At 40.2% G+C, this 17,986-nt stretch carries 14 protein-coding genes; 5 read left to right on the top strand and 9 right to left on the bottom strand.

The window, feature by feature from the left end:
• Window positions 1–466: 466 nt before the first annotated feature.
• The 5 genes from NSR00_RS16800 to NSR00_RS16780 are packed head-to-tail and all read left to right on the top strand — an operon-like array spanning window position 467 to window position 5,033.
• On the top strand, window positions 467–1,675 hold the full coding sequence (locus NSR00_RS16800) for an ABC transporter substrate-binding protein (RefSeq protein ID WP_063389097.1): 1,209 nt from the start codon (window positions 467–469) through the stop codon (window positions 1,673–1,675).
• Between the two features lie 21 nt (window positions 1,676–1,696).
• Window positions 1,697–2,569, top strand: a complete 873-nt coding sequence (locus NSR00_RS16795) for a branched-chain amino acid ABC transporter permease (protein WP_063389096.1) — start codon at window positions 1,697–1,699, stop codon at window positions 2,567–2,569.
• Window positions 2,566–3,564 (top strand): branched-chain amino acid ABC transporter permease, encoded by a 999-nt coding sequence (locus NSR00_RS16790; RefSeq protein WP_340789903.1) that lies wholly within the window; start codon window positions 2,566–2,568, stop codon window positions 3,562–3,564. Before NSR00_RS16795 ends, NSR00_RS16790 begins: the two co-directional genes overlap by 4 nt.
• Window positions 3,565–3,574: 10 nt before the next feature.
• Window positions 3,575–4,348: an ABC transporter ATP-binding protein gene (locus NSR00_RS16785; RefSeq protein WP_063389094.1), complete on the top strand. Its 774-nt coding sequence runs from the start codon at window positions 3,575–3,577 to the stop codon at window positions 4,346–4,348.
• A complete protein-coding gene (locus NSR00_RS16780) occupies window positions 4,341–5,033 on the top strand; it encodes an ABC transporter ATP-binding protein (protein ID WP_066251407.1) in 693 nt (230 codons plus the stop codon). The genes NSR00_RS16785 and NSR00_RS16780 overlap by 8 nt, the downstream gene beginning before the upstream one ends.
• A gap of 585 nt (window positions 5,034–5,618) precedes the next feature.
• Here the strand turns inward: NSR00_RS16780 and NSR00_RS16775 are convergent.
• The 9 genes from NSR00_RS16775 to dnaA all read right to left on the bottom strand — a co-directional run.
• Window positions 5,619–6,731, bottom strand: coding sequence for a cobalamin-independent methionine synthase II family protein (locus tag NSR00_RS16775; RefSeq protein WP_340789901.1), 1,113 nt, complete (start codon window positions 6,729–6,731; stop codon window positions 5,619–5,621).
• Between the two features lie 189 nt (window positions 6,732–6,920).
• Window positions 6,921–7,448 carry a YceI family protein gene (locus NSR00_RS16770; RefSeq protein ID WP_063389090.1) on the bottom strand — a complete coding sequence of 176 codons (528 nt, stop codon included), beginning with the start codon at window positions 7,446–7,448 and terminating at the stop codon, window positions 6,921–6,923.
• A 387-nt stretch (window positions 7,449–7,835) separates the two neighbouring features.
• Window positions 7,836–9,113 (bottom strand): IS110 family transposase, encoded by a 1,278-nt coding sequence (locus NSR00_RS16765; protein WP_340786644.1) that lies wholly within the window; start codon window positions 9,111–9,113, stop codon window positions 7,836–7,838.
• Between the two features lie 342 nt (window positions 9,114–9,455).
• Window positions 9,456–11,912 carry a DNA gyrase subunit A gene (gene gyrA / locus NSR00_RS16760; RefSeq protein ID WP_340789900.1) on the bottom strand — a complete coding sequence of 819 codons (2,457 nt, stop codon included), beginning with the start codon at window positions 11,910–11,912 and terminating at the stop codon, window positions 9,456–9,458.
• A gap of 81 nt (window positions 11,913–11,993) precedes the next feature.
• Window positions 11,994–13,919, bottom strand: a complete 1,926-nt coding sequence (gene gyrB, locus NSR00_RS16755; RefSeq protein ID WP_340789899.1) for a DNA topoisomerase (ATP-hydrolyzing) subunit B — start codon at window positions 13,917–13,919, stop codon at window positions 11,994–11,996.
• A gap of 194 nt (window positions 13,920–14,113) precedes the next feature.
• Complete coding sequence (gene recF, locus NSR00_RS16750; protein WP_340789898.1) at window positions 14,114–15,223, bottom strand: DNA replication/repair protein RecF; 1,110 nt, start codon at window positions 15,221–15,223, stop codon at window positions 14,114–14,116.
• Window positions 15,224–15,238: 15 nt separating this feature from the next.
• Window positions 15,239–15,454: a S4 domain-containing protein YaaA gene (yaaA, locus tag NSR00_RS16745; protein ID WP_066251626.1), complete on the bottom strand. Its 216-nt coding sequence runs from the start codon at window positions 15,452–15,454 to the stop codon at window positions 15,239–15,241.
• A 166-nt stretch (window positions 15,455–15,620) separates the two neighbouring features.
• Complete coding sequence (dnaN, locus tag NSR00_RS16740) at window positions 15,621–16,757, bottom strand: DNA polymerase III subunit beta (RefSeq protein ID WP_340789896.1); 1,137 nt, start codon at window positions 16,755–16,757, stop codon at window positions 15,621–15,623.
• A gap of 197 nt (window positions 16,758–16,954) precedes the next feature.
• A partial coding sequence (gene dnaA / locus NSR00_RS16735) for a chromosomal replication initiator protein DnaA (protein ID WP_340789894.1) occupies window positions 16,955–17,986 on the bottom strand: 1,032 nt, incomplete at its 5' end.

Here is a 17,986-nt window from a genome sequence, read left to right as displayed (position 1 = left end):
TTTTGAGAGTCCCTAGGTTTTTTTATTTGGGTTACGATGGGCATCACTTTTAATGCGAATTTTTTTGCGGAAAGTCCTCTGCAAATAAAAGCTTAGGATATTCATCTGTCTTTCTTAAACAATTCCGAATAAAATTTATTCATTAAGCCATTTGTTTGTATGACGAGTGTAAAAAAAATAAATAATAAAATTTTCGTTATTAAAGAAAAAATGAAGATTGAATGATGAGGAAAACAAGAATTTTCAGCGTTTTCTGCGACGATCATAGATTTCATTAACTATATGTTTTTTTGACGAAATGAATAAAAAATATTGAAATTTTAAAAATTCAGATATATTATAATATTTGAAATATTAGTTCCGGAGGAAAAAGGAGGAGAAAAGATACCCAAGAAAATGAAAGCGTTTTAAAAAAAGGGAGGCGAATTCTGAAAGCGTTTTACTTAACAAATACGGGGGGATTTTGATGAAAAAGAAGTTATTTTTGATTATGCTAGTTGTTTTCTTAGCCGTTTTATCGGCTTGTGGCAACAGCGCGATTCAGTCAACATCGAAAAAAGAAGAAGGCGGGAGCAAAAGCGGAGGAACAATAAAAATTGGTGTGCTGCTTCCAGATTCGGGGGTTTATGCTTCACTTGGAAAGCATTTGCACAAAGGTATGGAGCTGTATTTTGACAGCATTGATTGGAAAATTGGCTCCAAAAAAATCGAAATTATTAAAGAAGACAGTGAAGCTGATCCGCAAGTAGCATTAAGGAAAGCGAGAAAATTGATTGATCAAGATAAAGTGGACATTTTAACAGGAACGGTAAGCACGGCGGTAGCCTATGCCATTCGCGATGAAGTGGATAAGAAAAAAATTCCGTTCCTTGTTTCGCATGCGGGAGGAAATGATTTAACGAGAAGCAAACGAAGTGACTATATTTGGCGTTCTTCTTTTTCCTCGTGGCAGATTGGCAATTCATTAGGAGAATGGGCGTTTCATAACGTAGGAAAGACAATGTACATTGCAGCAGCAGATTATGCGTTTGGACGGGAAGTATCTGAAGCGTTTAAAGAAGCTTATACTGCCGCAGGAGGAAAAATTGTCGGTGAAGTTTACCCGCCTCTCGGAAACAATGATTATTCCTCTTATTTGACCACGATTAAAAATGCAAAGGCTGAAGCAGTATATGCATTTTTCGCAGGAAGTGATGCGGTGAGATTTGTTCAGCAATACGATCAATTCGGGTTAAAAGAAGATAAGAAATTAATTGGTTCCGGCTGGCTTGTTTCAGAGGACGTGCGGAAATCACAAGGAAACGCAGGAGTTGGAACAATTTCCTCTATTTTCTGGGATTATAGTATAAAAACAGAAGAAAATAGACAGTTTAAAGAGGCTTTTGAAAAGAAATATAATGAACGCCCGACCATTGAAGCATTGGAAGGCTATGATGCTGCCAAAATTATCGCAGAAGCGTTGACAACGCTTGACGGCGACGCCTCAGATCCAGATAAAGTGGTAGAAGCGATTTCTAATGTTGAATTCATAAGCCCGAGAGGCCCGATTAAGTTTGACAAGGAGACCCACCACGTTATTCAAAACATGTATATCATTGAAACCAAGCTTGTGAATGGACAGACGGAAAACGAAGTGATCGAAATTATTGAAGAGGTGAGAGATCCAGGAAAATAGATAAAAAAAGAGGTGATAATCATGGATATTATCGGGGCGCAGCTAGTAAACAGCATTTCATACGGGCTTTTGCTCTTCGTCATTACATGCGGATTGTCGCTCGTCTTTGGCATTTTAGGAGTATTGAACTTGGCGCATGGATCGTTGTATATGATAGGAGCCTATGTCTCATATTCGATTACCGTCCATTCTGGACAAAATTTTTGGCTTGCCTTAATCATTGCACCTTTAGCAGTAGCTGTTTGCTCTCTCATTATTGAAATGATCTTATTGCGGCCAACTTATCAGCTAGGGCACCTGTCACAAGTATTGTTAACATTTGGGCTTGCGTATGTCATTCATGATATGACAGCGGCGATATGGGGATCGGATGTTTTATCGATCCCTTTGCCTCAAAGTTTATCAGGTACGGTAACCTTATTTAATCAAGCCTTTCCTGTCTATCGTTTAGCTGTAATTGCAATAGGTTTAATTTTAGCGGGGCTGTTGTGGTTCATTCAAGAAAAAACGCGCTGGGGGGCGATCATTCGCGCTGGACTGAGCGATAAAGAGATGATATGTGCTTTAGGTGTAAATATTCAACTAGTTTTTACCGTCGTGTTTTTCATAGGGGGATATTTAGCAGGTTTTGGCGGAGTCATTGCCGCGCCGATCCTCGGGCTTTATCCAAGCATGGAATTCCAAACGCTTATTTTGGCATTAGTTGTTCTCGTTATAGGGGGCTTAGGGTCGATCGCTGGAACGTTTGTGGCCAGCTTAACGATTGGGATTGTTGAGACTTTTTGCCGATTTTTAGTTCCTGAGTTAAGCTTGTTCGTCGTTTTCGGATTAATGGCGGTCGTCTTAATCGTCAAACCGAACGGATTGCTCGGAAGGCAGGTGGTTAAGCATTGAACAAAAAAGGTTTCGCTCTTATTGCCGCAGTTATGTTGCTCATCTTTTCCCCCTTTATCTTTTCTTTGTTTTATTTAAATTTGGTAACTGAAATTTTAATTTTAGCTATTTTCGCTCTTAGTTTAAATATTTTGGTCGGATATACCGGGCTGGTTTCGCTTGGCCACGCGGCGTTTTTTGGAGTCGGGGCTTATATGTCCGCCATTCTTGCAAGGGAGATATCTCCAAACTTTTTCCTTACTCTTTTCGCCTCGCTTGCGGCTGCAATCATTGCATCCGCCATCATCGGAATTTTTTGCGTAAAGGTGAGCGGCTTTTATTTTCTTATGTTAACATTGGCTTTTTCGCAAATGATTTATTCATTTGTCCACCAGTCAACGACTATCACGGGCGGTTCAAACGGATTATCAGGCGTTCCAAGCCCTTTAATTGGATCACTTGATTTTTCAAACCCGGTTTACTTTTATTATTTGATATTGCTTTTGTTTATATTGATCTACGGCGGTTTAAGCCTCATCGTACACTCCCCTTTTGGGCAAGTATTAATAGGGATTCGCGAAAACGAAACAAGATTGAAATCGATGGGCTATCATACAACACTATATAAGCTTGCCGCATTTGTTTTAGCCGGCGGGCTCGGCGGAGTAGCAGGATCGTTATATACAAGCTTTAACAGCTTCATTTCGCCTAGCGATGTATATTGGACGATGTCTGGCTCTGTTTTAATTATGGTTCTTATCGGCGGTTCCGGAACAATGATCGGGCCCGTTTTGGGAGCAGCATTTATCGTCATTTTAGAAACGATTGTCAGCTCTTATACGACCATGTGGATGATGATTATCGGGATTATCTTTATCTTGTTTGTCGTATTTTTCCCAAAAGGAATTGTCGGGCTTGGAAAATTGCTCTTTCAGTCATTTTCAAAATCCAACAAGCTGTCAGCTATTTCCGGAAAAAAATCCAATGCGTTGTATAACAATGATGTGAAGAATTGAGGGATGGGGCATGGAGAATCCTGTAATCTTGAAGATTGATCGCGTCGGCATGCATTTTGGCGGTCTTGAAATTCTTAAGGATGTTTCATTGGAAGTGAAAAAAGGTGAGCGGATAGGCATTATCGGTCCGAATGGAGCCGGGAAAACGACCTTTTTCAACATTTTAACCGGCGACCTGAAGCCGAGCAGCGGGTCTATTTATTATAAAGGAGAAAATATAACGAATGTTTCCAACTTTAAACGGACAAACGCCGGAATCGTCCGCACCTTTCAACGAAACAATTTGTTGAATGAACTGACGGTGCTTGACAATTTATTATTAGTTTTACAGCGGAAACATCATTTGCAAAACGTGTGGTTTAAAAAGAGAAACGAAAAAAAATACCCGAAGCTTTTCGAGGAAGCAAACCAATTGATCAAAACTTGGGGATTGGAAAAGCGCGCAAATGAAATAGTGAAAAAGTTGTCATACGGCGAACAGCGGCAAATCGAAATTTTGCTTGGCATTGCGATCAATCCGCAAGTTTTATTATTAGATGAGCCGACTGCCGGCATGTCGCAGGCGGAAACGGATTATATTGTCGATTTGCTGCACAATTTGCCGAAGGACTTGACCGTTTTAATTATTGAGCATGATTTGGAGGTCGTATTTGGGCTGGCGGATAGAATGGTCGTTTTATATGACGGAGGAATTCTCATTGACGGCGATCCAAATGAAGTGAGAAACGACAGGAGGGTGAACGAAATATATATTGGAAAGGAGGAAGCGGCAGCACATGCTTAAAGTTTCAGATTTAAATACATTTTACGGCGACAGCCACGTCCTCCATAATGTTTCGTTAACGGTTGAACAAGGCAAGGTAACCGTCCTGCTGGGAAGAAACGGAATGGGGAAAACAACAACGATTCATTCTATCATGGGAATCATTCAATCAAAAAAAGGAAAAATTGTGTTTGAAGAACAGGAAATTCAATCAAAGACGAGCTTCCAGGTTTCGAAATTAGGCGTTGCTCTTGTTCCGCAAGGGAGAAGAATATTTCCGAATTTGACTGTAAAGGAGAATTTAATGACCACTTATAGGCCTGCCGAAAATGGCTGGACATTAGAACAAATTTATGACACGTTTCCAAGGCTGAAAGAAAGAGAAGCATCGATGGGAGGGGCTTTGAGCGGGGGAGAGCAGCAAATGCTCTCAATTGGACGCGCTTTGCTAACGAATCCTAAATTACTGCTGCTTGACGAGCCGTCAGAAGGATTGTCCCCATTGATGGTTCAGGAAGTGAAACGGATTATTCGTGAATTAAAGAAGCAAGGTCTTACAATGCTTTTAGTTGAACAAAATTTATCGATGGCGCTTGAGCTTGCAGACCGCATATATATTTTAAACAAAGGCTCGATCGTGTTTGAAGGCTCTCCCGACGAATTAAGCTCTGCTGTAAAGCATAAATATTTGCTGTTAAGTTCGTAAATTGTTCAGAAACATCTGATGATGATGCTGTCAAAAAGAAAAAGGAGCTCTTAGAAAGTCAAAACGCCATTGAAAACAAAAAATCACAACGTTTCTAAAACATTAATGAGGGCTAATAAGCCGTAAAATCGACTTATTAGCCCCCCTTTTTTACATATTTTCCAGAATAATAGAACGGAAGAAACAGGTCATTACGGTGATTTTCCTAAATAAACTGATGAGCGGGCTGCACCTTATTTTGCAAAAATAAATTGTCGGCGATTTGCAATCAAACTTTCCAAAAGAAAAACAGAGCTGCTGCAATTTACGGGTATCATTTCTAGAAATATTGATTCTTGATGCATAACCCGAATAGAGCTTTCGCAAAGCAGAAAAAGGTTCAATTTGGAACTCTTACATGCTGCAATTGCTTCGGAATGAACGATGAAACCAATCCATATAGGTAAAGCAAGCTGAGTCCTTTATAGAAATTCCGCCAACATTCTTGTCCGCAAGCCTCGCTTAATCGATAGTTCATTGCACGAAATTCACGTTCGACAGGCTCTTAACATTACACACTTATGTAAGTATTTCTTTAGTAAACGATTATTTCCAAACCTCTTCGGCAATTTCTACGACATGGCGCAGTTTTGCCCATTGCTCGTCTTCTGTGAGCAAGTTTCCTTCCTCAGTTGATGCAAAACCGCACTGAGGGCTTAAGCAAAGCTGATTGAGATCAACAAATCGGGATGCTTCATCAATGCGCCGTTTAATTTCATCCTTATTTTCTAATTCTCCAAATTTTGACGTGATCAAGCCGAGAACGATGGATAAATTTGATCGGTTTACGAAGCGAAGGGGTTCAAAGCCGCCGGCTCTTTCGCTGTCATATTCCAAAAAGTAGCCGTCCACATTTACGCCTGCAAACAATATTTCCGCCACTGGCTCATAGCCACCGGATGAAATCCAAGTGGAACGGAAGTTGCCTCGGCATATGTGCATCGTAATTCTCATATCATCAGGACGATTGGCGACAGCTTCATTAATTGTTTTCGCATACAATTGTCCTAACGTATCCGGATTTAAGCCGCGGGCCCGCATTTGCTCCTTTTGCTCTTCTGAACAAAGATACGCCCATGATGTATCATCCAGCTGCAAATAACGGCATCCGGCATCGTAAAATGCTTGAATCGCTTTTTTATACGTTTGGGCTAAATCGTGGAAAAACTCGTCTTGATCTTCATAAGCGCTTTTTTCAATCGTCCCTCTGAAATGAAGCATACTCGGGCTCGGAATAGTCATTTTGGCTGTATGGCCGGAAGCGATACTGTTTAGAAACTTGAAATCTTCAAGCATCGGATGGCCGTTGAAATCTAGTTTATCAACAACTTTAATAGAATGAGATTTTGTTTGTTTTTGATGGAATTGGATTCCGGTCTCTGTGTCGTATCCTTCCACACCTACTAAATTTTCAAGGAAGTCAAAGTGCCACCAAGCTCTTCGGAATTCGCCGTCTGTCACCGCTTTGAGGCCGATTTCTTTTTGTTTTTTGACAATGCGTGTGATTTCTTCGTTTTCCACCTCTCTTAATTGCTCAGCTGTTATTTCCCCATTTGCTTTTTGCAATCGGGCTTGTTTAATTCGCTCTGTTCTTAACAGACTGCCTACATGATCTGCTCGGTATGGCGGTAGGTGGTGATGTGATGATTGATGTGACATATGCTGTTTTCCTCCTTCTCCGGTTGAAATATTAAGAATAATAACAAAAAATAAAAGAAAAGTAAACTTTATAAGCAGAGGGATTTTTCATTAGAGAGGTATGAATGACATTTTTTTGCTAAATTTTCTTAAAATAAAAGCCCTCAGCCGTCATGTGCGGCCAAGGGCAAATCTCTTGCCTGCGGAAGATTAGCTAATGACAAATTCGAAGCTGCCGAATAATTTTACATCTTTGCCGATGAGGAATCCTCCTGTTTCAAGAGCAGCGTTCCATGTTAAACCATAGTCTTCCCGATTGATTTTGCCTTCAACATCAAATCCTGCGACAATGCTTCCGTCCAACGGGTTTTTTGATTGACCGTTGAATTCTACTTTGAACGTTTCGGTTCGAGTAACATTTCTAATTGTCAATTTTCCTGTTACTTCATAGTCATCGTCGGAAACCTTTTTAATAGATTCACTGACAAACGTGATGACCGGATAGTTTTCGACATCAAAAAAATCCCCGGAACGAAGATGGTTGTCTCTGTCTTCATTTTTTGTGTCAATAGAAGAAGCTTGAACTGTTACTTTTACTTTTGCAGATTCGAGCTGATCGACATCGCCGTCAACTTCTACATCAAATTGCGTGAATTCTCCCTTTGCTTTGGAAACCATTAAGTGTTTTACTTGGAAAGAAATAGAGCTGTGCACCTTATCTAATTGAAAATTTGCCATTTTTTATTTTCCTCCCTCTATAAATGTTGATATATCAACGGTTGTAGCCGTTTCAGGGGTGTCAAAAAAATATTTTTCGACAAAGTTCCTAACATTATTTCTTAAATATGTGTATATCTTACATTGACTGGGTACGCTTCGCGGCCACTACTGGTTAAATTTGGTTGTAGTGGGGGAAGCGTATGGGATGCACCGTGGATCTCTGCATCGCTGATGATGACGAACCCTCCCATGTCTCTTGGCATCCTTGCGCCTACATTCCTTCGTTCGGTCTAGTCATCAGGCAGAGGCCGGCTAAGCTCCTTTAGGGACTCAAGGTCGAATGGATGATATCGCGCCAGCTTCTCCGTGTCATCCTTGTTGTCTAGAGAATCGAGACTATAGGCATCAAGCAGCCGTTTCGAGGCCAAAGATGTCCTGCATCATTCGCTTCGCATCGAACGCTTGGTGCTTCGTACATACAGCGTGCAATACCTTCAATAATTTTCCGCATAACACCACAATCGATTGCTTCTTCCGCAACGGATTATCAGGACGTGTCGTGTAATAGTCGTGCAGCTGCCGAAACGCTTCGTTGTGGCGGATCATCGGCATCATCACGCGGAAGAGGAGGGCGCGCAACCGCCTTCTTCCACGCTTGGAGATCCGTTTTTGCCCTTTGTGTTGGCCGGAGGAATGTTCCCGCAGCGTCAGGCCCGCTAATTTGATAAGCTGCCGCGGATCCTGATAATGGGAGAAACTCCCGATCTCTGATAACAGTTCTACGATGGTCGCATCGCCTAAGCCCGGAACGGTCTTCAGCCATTCGTATTCGACGGAGGTTTGAACTAGTTCAATCAGCTGTTCTGTCAATGCCTCGATCTCTTTTTCCAGCTGGCGATATCGGCGGACAAGCGTGGCAATTTCGATACGGGCCATCTGTTGTCCTTCCGTTACGCCAATGGAGTGTTGGGCCAATTCCATCAACTTCTTCGCTTTCGGTTTTTGTGGCGATTGTAATCCCTCACTTTGCCGGTAAAGGGCCAGCACCTCTTCCAGCTCTTTTCCTGCCAGATCACTCGGAAATGGCGTATATTCCAGCACCGCGAGCGCCATTTTCCCAAATGACGGGAAGACTTGGGAAAACTCTGGAAAATATCGATCAAGCCAGCGAATCATTTGATTTCGAATCGCTCCCTGTTCTTCCACCAATTTGGAGCGAAATGTCGCTCCAACGCGCAGTTCGGCCTCCATCCCTTTCAGAATGCGCGGATAGCTGAATCGGCCGTCTTTCACTAACCGGGCAATGACGAGCGCGTCTTTCGCATCATGCTTGGTTGGAAGATTGTCGTCCAGCTCTTTGGAGCGCTTCACGTGCATCGGGTTTGTCATGACGAGAGGAATGCCCTTCTCGTCAAGAAAGTAAGCGAGATTGAGCCAATAATGTCCCGTTGGCTCGATGCCAACGATCACTTCCGTTTTTTCAAATTCCTCCATCGCTTTCACGATGCACTGGTACAACCATTCCAACCCTTCTCTGGATTGCGGAACGGGAAACGATTTTTTCAGCACCCTCCCTCGCTCATCCACAAAGCAGGCGTAATGCTTCTTTTTCGCGATATCCATGCCAACGACGAGCGTTTGATCGGTGACTTGATTAATCTTCTTGTTTGAGATAGAATTCATGTATAGTCCTCCTTGGTATCCAAATTAGGGGTCAATTCGTGCGATTGACACCCCCGAATCATACCAAGAGGGCTTTTTTTATTCAAGTCCCCGAAAAAACTTCTAACAGGAATGCTCCTTTAAATAAAAATCAATTGGCACCCATTCATTTAGGAACGTAAATAAACCTAAAAACGAAAAATACCTTTTTTCACAGGATAAAGATCAGGAAATATTCGTTTGATCTCCATAAATTAACAATACCACAGCTTTAAAAGCTGTGGTAGACCTAAAATTAGTACTTTTTCCTTCCGTTGGCAGAATATGTTTCAACAGATATCACCCTTCAAAAAAGAGCACTTTTTATTCTTCTTCCTGCTGTTTCTCTTGCTCTTCTTTTTCAACGAGCGCAACCGTTGAAACATGTTCATTTTCATCAAGTTTAATAAGCTTTACACCGACTGTATTACGTCCCATTGAAGAAATATCATTGACATCCATGCGAATCAGAACGCCGTTCCCAGTAATGATCATTAAATCTTCGTCACCGCGAACAGCTTTTACAGAAACTACCGATCCATTTTTAGGGGTAATGTTGCATGTTTTTAAACCTTTGCCGCCCCGGGTTTGGATTCGGTACTCGCTTTCGTGCGTACGTTTTCCGTACCCATTTTCAGTTACGACTAATACATCGACACCTGGGTCCAGCACTTCCATGCCGACAACTTCATCATTTTTTTCCAACGTAATTCCCTTTACGCCCGTCGCTGTGCGGCCCATTGACCGGACATCTTGTTCATGAAAACGAATTAACATTCCATTTTTTGTTCCAATTACAATATCTTTTGTACCATCTGTCAAATGTACGGAGATAAGCTCGTCCCCTTCGCGTAAGTGCAGCGCAATTAAACCGCTGTTACGTATATTGGAAAATTGAGAAAGCGGTGATCGTTTACATATTCCTTCTTTTGTCGCAAAAAATAAAAACCAATCATCAACAAATCCTGGAACAGGGATGATGGCATTGATCCATTCATCTTGGTCTATTTCCAATAAATTAATGATCGGAAGCCCTTTAGCTGTTCGTCCATATTCAGGGATTTCATATCCTTTTGCTCGATAAACTTTTCCTTTATTTGTAAAAAATAAAATAGTATCGTGTGTACAAGTTGTTAAAAGATGCTCAACAAAGTCGTCAGCATTAGTTCCCATTCCTTGAATGCCTCTTCCGCCACGCTTTTGACTGCGGTAAGTAGAAACAGGGAGGCGCTTAATATAGCCTTTATGGGTAAGCGTAATGACAATATTCTCTTTTGGAATCAAATCTTCGTCTTCAAAAGATTCTAAACCAGTTGCGATTATTTCTGTACGGCGTTCATCATTAAAACGCTCTTTTATTTCTTCCAATTCCTCGCGAATAATGTCTAAAACCTTTTCTTCGTTGGCTAATATACCTTTTAACTCTTCAATTAGCTTTATAAGCTCATTATATTCCTCTTCTATTTTTTCTCGTTCAAGGTCTGTCAGGCGCTGGAGCCGCATATCCAAGATGGCCTGTGCCTGCTTTTCCGTTAAGCTGAATTTTTCCATTAATCCTTCGCGGGCAATATCTGTTGTTTTGGAGCTTCGAATCAGGTTAATCACTTCATCGATATGATCTAATGCAATTCTTAACCCTTCCAAAATATGCGCTCGCGCTTCAGCCTTTCTTAATTCAAAAGCAGTACGTCTTCTAATAACGACTTTTTGATGATCTAAATAATGCTCTAAAATTTGTTTTAAATTTAATACTTTCGGTTCTCCGTCTACTAAAGCAAGCATATTAATTCCAAAGCTTGTTTGTAATGCCGTCTGTTTATATAAATTATTCAAAAGCACGTTGACATTTGCATCTCTCCGAACTTCGATGACTATGCGCATACCTTTTCTATCAGATTCATCTCTTAAATCGGAGATACCGTCAATTTTTTTCTCACGGACAAGCTCTGCAATCTTTTCAATAAGTTTTGCTTTATTTACTTGGTACGGAATCTCAGTCACTATAATTGCCTGTTTCCCGTTTTCTCTTTCTTCAATTTCAACCTTTGCCCGGAGCGTGATCGATCCTCGTCCGGTCTCATAAGCTTTTCGAATGCCGCTTTTCCCCATTATTTGTCCTGCCGTCGGAAAGTCCGGTCCAGGAATGATTTCCATTAGCTCTCCAATGGTGATGTCTGGATTTTTACTTAATGCCAGAACACCGTCGATTACTTCGCCGATTTGATGTGGAGGAATGTTGGTCGCCATTCCTACTGCAATTCCGGATGCGCCATTTACGAGCAAGTGCGGGAAACGGGAAGGAAGAACGACAGGCTCCTTTTCCGTTCCGTCATAATTATCTTGATAATCAATGGTGTCTTTATTAATGTCACGCAAAAGTTCCATTGAAATTTTTGACATTCTCGCCTCTGTATAACGCATCGCAGCTGCGGCGTCTCCATCAACGGATCCAAAGTTTCCGTGACCATCCACCAGCATATAGCGATAGTTAAAATCTTGGGCCATTCTCACCATCGTCTCGTAAACAGCTGAATCTCCGTGTGGATGGTACTTACCGATCACATCTCCTACAATCCTTGCAGATTTTTTATGCGGTTTATCCGGAGTCATGCCAAGGTCATGCATGGCATAAAGAATTCTCCGGTGAACAGGCTTAAGTCCGTCACGGACATCAGGCAAGGCGCGCGACACGATGACGCTCATCGCATAATCAAGGAAGGATGAACGCATTTCTTGGCTTATATTGACTTCCTGTATTTGCGATTCTTTGTTTTCAGCCATTTTTTATTACCTCCGTAAAAATCAATTCCCAAACCTCACTTTATGGAGAAAAACAAAATGAGAATGGGGTGAACAAATCGATTAAATATCCAAATTTTTTACATAACGGGCGTTTTCTTCAATAAACTGGCGGCGAGGCTCCACTTTGTCTCCCATTAAAATTTCAAACGTTTCATCCGCATCGATCGCATCCTGCAACGTTACTTGCAGCAGTGTTCTAGTTGACGGATTCATTGTTGTTTCCCAAAGCTGCTCAGCATTCATTTCTCCAAGTCCTTTGTAGCGTTGAATGCTTGGCTTCGGTTGGCTTGGAAGATTGGACAAAATTTTATTGAGTTGACGATCATTGTACGCATATTCAACCTTTTTGCCTTGTTGAATTCTATATAAAGGAGGCTGCGCAATATAAACATATCCTTTTTCAATAATTCCCCTCATGTACCGATAGAAAAAGGTAAGCAGCAATGTACGAATATGCGCTCCATCCACATCGGCATCCGTCATGATCACTACTTTATGGTATCTCGCCTTCGAAACATCGAAATCTTCGCCAATCCCTGTTCCAATGGCTGTGATTATGGCACGCACTTCATTGTTGGATAATATTTTGTCAAGACGTGCTTTCTCAACATTTAAAATTTTTCCTCTCAACGGCAAAATAGCTTGGAAATGTCTGTCCCGGCCCTGCTTAGCAGAACCACCGGCAGAATCACCCTCAACAACAAACAATTCTGAGATGGATGGATCTTTTGACGAACAATCTGCTAATTTTCCAGGCAAATTCGAAACATCTAATGCGCTTTTTCTTCTCGTTAATTCCCTTGCTTTTTTGGCAGCTAAACGGGCTCTTGCCGCCATCAAACCTTTTTCCACAATTTTTTTGGCTGTTTGCGGATGTTCGAAAAGAAACGTTTCAAACATTTCCGAGAAAATGGAATCCGTAATTGTTCTTACTTCGGAATTTCCAAGCTTTGTTTTCGTTTGTCCCTCAAATTGGGGATTAGGATGTTTGACAGAAATGATCGCGGTTAACCCCTCACGAACATCTTCTCCTGATAAATTTTGATCGTTTTCTTTAATAGCTCCTGTTTTTCTAGCGTAATCATTAATAACTCGAGTTAAGGCAGTTTTAAAGCCGGATTCGTGAGTGCCACCCTCATATGTGTGAATATTATTAGCAAAAGAGTAAATATTACTTGTATATCCATCATTGTATTGAAGAGCGATTTCTATTTTTATTCCATCTCTGTCTCCTTCAATGTAAATCGGTTCTTCATGAAGAACCTCTTTTGTACGGTTGAGATGCTTTACATAGGAGATGATACCGCCCTCATAGTAATATGAATTTTGCCGTCCTTTTTCGTCCCGCTTATCTTCTAATGTAATCTTGATTCCACGGTTTAAAAAAGCAAGTTCTCGCAACCGCGACGCCAACGTATCATAATCATATTCGGTTGTTTCTTTAAAAATTTCAGGATCAGGCTTGAAATGCACAATGGTTCCCGTCGTTTCAGTTTTTCCAACAATTTTCAAATCTTCACAAGGCACACCTCGGCGATATTTCTGGTAGTAAATATTTCCATCACGATGAACAAATACCTCCAGTTCTGTTGACAGTGCATTCACAACTGAAGCTCCTACACCGTGAAGTCCACCAGAAACTTTATAGCCTCCGCCTCCGAATTTTCCTCCGGCATGAAGTACAGTCATGATGACTTCAACGGCTGGTCTTCCCATTTTTTCATGTATTCCGACGGGTATTCCTCGCCCGTTATCTTTTACTGTTATGCTATTGTCTTCTTCGATCGTCACATTAATTTCTGTACAAAAACCCGCTAAAGCCTCATCTATACTATTATCGACAATTTCCCAAACGAGATGATGAAGACCCTTAGAACTGGTAGATCCAATATACATCCCAGGTCTTTTTCGAACAGCTTCCAACCCTTCCAGTACTTGAATCTGGTTTTCATCATATGTTGTTTGTTCCTCATGATTTTGTTCCATCGCCACAATGATCACCTACACTTTTATAAACATAAAATCGATTGAATAGATAAAAAAATCTTTTTTCCACAAAAAAATCTAAATGGATTGATCCGCTTTTTTCAAAGTAATGACACGATCTATGCATGAGTAAAAAACAAGCTGCAGATGTTAAAATTCTTAATAGCATCATGATCTGTTTCAAAAAAAATAATTTATATTAATTGTCCGGAAGATACACGATAGATAGCCGCTTCCTTCAAGGTTTTGTGGTCAATTCCATCTACGCTTGTTGTTGTCACAAATGTTTGCACTTTCCCTTGAATGGCATTTAATAAATGAGATTGCCTAAAATCATCTAATTCTGATAAAACATCGTCCAACAATAATACAGGATAATCGCCAATCTCTTCATGGATCAAATCGATTTCGGCCAATTTCAGCGAAAGAGCTGTTGTGCGCTGCTGGCCTTGCGATCCGAATGTTTGAACATCCCGGCCGTTCACATAAAAAATAAGGTCATCTCTGTGGGGACCGGCTAATGTCGTTCCACGTTCTATTTCCTTTTCTCTTATTTTAGCAAACCTGTCATAGTATACTTCTACTATTTTCGACAATTCTGCTTCTTCTGATACATCAACAGAAGGCTTATACTGAATTCTTAATTCCTCCATTCCTCTTGAAATGCTGGAATGAATCGGTTGTGCCCATTTTTCAAGCTGTTTAACAAACAAATATCTTTTTTTAATGATATTGCTCGCTGTCTCACACAGCTGAAGTGTAAGCACATCCAACATTTTTTCATCCGTCTGCTTTCTCGTTTGGAGAAGCTTTAAATAATGATTTCTCTGCTGAATGATTTTTTGATATTTGTTCAGTTGGTGCAAATAAACGGGAGAAACTTGTCCAATTTCCATATTGATAAAACGCCTGCGAATTTGTGGACTTCCTTTAACTAAATTCAAATCTTCCGGAGCAAACATAATCACATTGACGTGACCGACATATTCACTTAATTTTTTTTGTTCTAAATGATTTAATTTAGCTTTTTTCCCTTTGTTGGAAATAATTAATTCAACCGTAGAAAAACGATTTTGTTTTTCTATTCTCCCTTCTATTTTAGCATATTCCTTCTCCCATTGAATGAGCTCTTTATCATTGCTGGTTCGATGGGATTTCGCCATCGCCAAAACATAGATGCCCTCCATCATATTTGTTTTCCCTTGGGCATTTTCTCCAATTATCACATTGACTTTGTTTTCAAACTGTACATGAAGGGACTCATAATTACGGTAGTTCTTTAAACTGAATTCTTTTAAATACAATGAAGGTCACCAACTTCAGTTTTTTACAATAAAGGTTCCAATCTCTTTTACTTCTACGATGTCTCCGTCTCTTAATTTTCTTCCCCGGCGCTGTTCCCTCTCAGAATTTACGAGCACTTCATGCTCTTGCAGAAACCATTTTGCCATTCCGCCAGTTTGGATGACATCCGCTAATTTTAAAAATTGTCCGAGTGTAATATATTCACCTTTAATTTGAATCATACGCTTCATCTGAATTTCATCCGCTTTCTCAAAATAGTCTCTAACTTTTTATTTTACTAAATATTTCCCAATTCGAAAAGAAAGCTACTAGCTTTTTTGATTACTAGTAGCTTTCATTTTTATTTCCAGTACTTCAAAATAGAGGAATTTATCATAAAGAACCGGTGACAGCTGTTTAATATGTTCGGACAGGAAGAATCAGCTGCAAAACTGTTTCATCTTCGGGAACACGAATTAAAAACGGCCTCATCGCCCCCGTAAAGCTGATGTGAATTTCTGATCCTTCCACAGCTTTTAATGCATCTATCATATATTTTGCACTAAAGGAGATTTTTAAATCTTCTCCTTGTACATTTTTGGCATGAATTTCTTCGACAACCTTCCCAATTTCCGGTGAATTTGACAAGATTTCAACCTTCCCGTTAGGAAATGTTGTCAACTTGACGACGTTATTGCGTCCTTCTCTTGCAAGAAGAGATGCGCGGTCTATAGCTTGTAAAAAATCTTTTGCATCAAGAATGATATCCGTTTTACTTTCCAATGGAATAAGCCTGCTCGTATCAGGGTAATTTCCATCTAAGAGGCGTGAAAAGAATAATATGTTTTTCGTCTTAAACAAAACTTGATTTTCTGTAATGACAATCTCGACAAGATCATCGTTTTCATCAAGAATTTTATTCAGCTCATTTAAGCTTTTTCCCGGAATAACGACATTATGCGCTTTAGAAATATTGGTTTCCACTTTTGCTTTCCGTAAAGCTAATCGATGGCTGTCCGTTGCAATACATGTTAATTCGCCATTTTCTAAACGCCAGTTTACACCGGTTAAAATTGGTCTTGTTTCTGAAACCGAAACAGCAAAAACTGTTTGTCGAATTAAGGTTTTTAATAGATCTGATGGAATTTTAAAAACGTTTTGCTCTTCAATTTCCGGCAATCTTGGATATTCTTCTGCATCCAAACCATGCAGATTAAATTCCGCACTTCCTGATCGAATAATAGTTAGAAAGTGGTTTTCCACTTTCATTTCCACTTTATCCTGCGGAAGCTTCCTCACAATATCACTAAAAAAACGAGCTTGCAAAACAATGCTTCCGGGCTCGATGATTTCCGCATGAATCGTTCCATTTTCTTCTGCAGGTATAAAGGACTCAATCGAAATGTCTGAATCACTGCCTGTTAATGAAATCCCCTCTTCTGTTGCGACAATTTTTATTCCGGTCAATATAGGAATGGTTGTTCTAGAGGAGACGGCCTTCATGACATCTTGGACGCTTTCAACAAGCTTATTTTTTGGGACAATAACTTGCATGTAAATCCTCCTTCTAAGGCTGCACTGTCATCTATCAAATACACTTCATATTATTATTTTTTAATTAAAAAATATAGTATAAGTAGTAATAGGGCTTGTGGATATGTTGATAACAGTGTTAATGAAAGGAAGCACAGTTTATCCACATGTGGATAAACTGTGCATACCAATGTCAAAGTTATTCACAATGTCCTCAACTAATGATAATGAATGGAATGCTTTAACTGTTCTTTTATTTCATTTATTTGATTTTGCAGCTGTGGGTCTTCTTCTAATAGCTTTGAAATTTTTTCATGAGCATGAATGACTGTTGTATGGTCTCTTCCTCCAAATTCTTCTCCAATTTTCGGCAAAGAAGAGTCGGTTAATTCTCTTGATAAGTACATGGCAATCTGTCTTGGAAATGCAACAGACTTTGTTCTCTTTTTTGCTTTAAAATCTTCCAATTTAACATTAAAATGCTGTCCAACTATACGTTGAATTTCTTGAATGGTAATAATTTTAGGCTTGGAGCTCGGTATAATGTCTTTTAATGCTTCTGCCGCGAGATCCGCGTTAATATCTTTATTAATGAGAGAAGAATAGGCTACTACGCGTATAAGGGCACCTTCTAGCTCACGAATATTTGTATCAATTTGGTTGGCAATATAAAGCATGACTTCATTTGGAATATCCAATCCATCAGCTTTCGCTTTTTTTCTTAAAATGGCAATTCTTGTTTCGAGGTCAGGAGGAGTAATATCTGTTATGAGCCCCCATTCAAAACGTGATCTCAGCCGGTCTTCAAGAGTAGGAATTTCCTTTGGCGGCCTGTCGCTTGAAATGACTATTTGCTTGCTTTCCTCGTGAAGTGTGTTGAACGTATGGAAAAATTCCTCTTGTGTTTGTTCTTTTCCAGCAAGAAATTGAATATCATCTATCAATAGAACATCAACATTCCGGTATTTATTGCGAAATTCATCGGCTTTATTGTCACGGATTGAGTTAATAAATTCATTCGTAAATTTTTCTGATGACAAATAGACGACTCTCGCGGAAGGATTATGTTCTAATACATAATGGCCGATTGCATGCATTAAATGAGTTTTTCCGAGACCGACGCCACCATAAATAAACAGCGGGTTGTATGCTTTTGCCGGCGCTTCCGCAACAGCCAGGGATGCAGCATGGGCAAATCGATTTCCTGAGCCGATAACAAACGTATCAAAAGTATATTTTGGATTCAGCAA

The organism is Aeribacillus sp. FSL K6-8394, from assembly GCF_038008865.1.
Lineage (GTDB): Bacteria > Bacillota > Bacilli > Bacillales > Aeribacillaceae > Aeribacillus > Aeribacillus composti.
Note: the sequence above shows the minus strand (reverse complement) of the source record. Positions and strands in the feature narration are given on the sequence as shown.

What these genes read in the sequence shown, in the direction of transcription:
- NSR00_RS16800 (WP_063389097.1), top strand. Translation starts at nt 467, where the DNA reads ATGAAAAAGAAGTTATTTTTGATTATGCTAGTTGTTTTCTTAGCCGTT.
- NSR00_RS16795 (WP_063389096.1), top strand. Translation starts at nt 1,697, where the DNA reads ATGGATATTATCGGGGCGCAGCTAGTAAACAGCATTTCATACGGGCTT.
- NSR00_RS16785 (WP_063389094.1), top strand. Translation starts at nt 3,575, where the DNA reads ATGGAGAATCCTGTAATCTTGAAGATTGATCGCGTCGGCATGCATTTT.
- NSR00_RS16780 (WP_066251407.1), top strand. Translation starts at nt 4,341, where the DNA reads ATGCTTAAAGTTTCAGATTTAAATACATTTTACGGCGACAGCCACGTC.
- NSR00_RS16775 (WP_340789901.1), bottom strand. Translation starts at nt 6,731, where the DNA reads ATGTCACATCAATCATCACATCACCACCTACCGCCATACCGAGCAGAT.
- NSR00_RS16770 (WP_063389090.1), bottom strand. Translation starts at nt 7,448, where the DNA reads ATGGCAAATTTTCAATTAGATAAGGTGCACAGCTCTATTTCTTTCCAA.
- NSR00_RS16765 (WP_340786644.1), bottom strand. Translation starts at nt 9,113, where the DNA reads ATGAATTCTATCTCAAACAAGAAGATTAATCAAGTCACCGATCAAACG.
- gyrA (WP_340789900.1), bottom strand. Translation starts at nt 11,912, where the DNA reads ATGGCTGAAAACAAAGAATCGCAAATACAGGAAGTCAATATAAGCCAA.
- gyrB (WP_340789899.1), bottom strand. Translation starts at nt 13,919, where the DNA reads ATGGAACAAAATCATGAGGAACAAACAACATATGATGAAAACCAGATT.
- yaaA (WP_066251626.1), bottom strand. Translation starts at nt 15,454, where the DNA reads ATGAAGCGTATGATTCAAATTAAAGGTGAATATATTACACTCGGACAA.
- dnaN (WP_340789896.1), bottom strand. Translation starts at nt 16,757, where the DNA reads ATGCAAGTTATTGTCCCAAAAAATAAGCTTGTTGAAAGCGTCCAAGAT.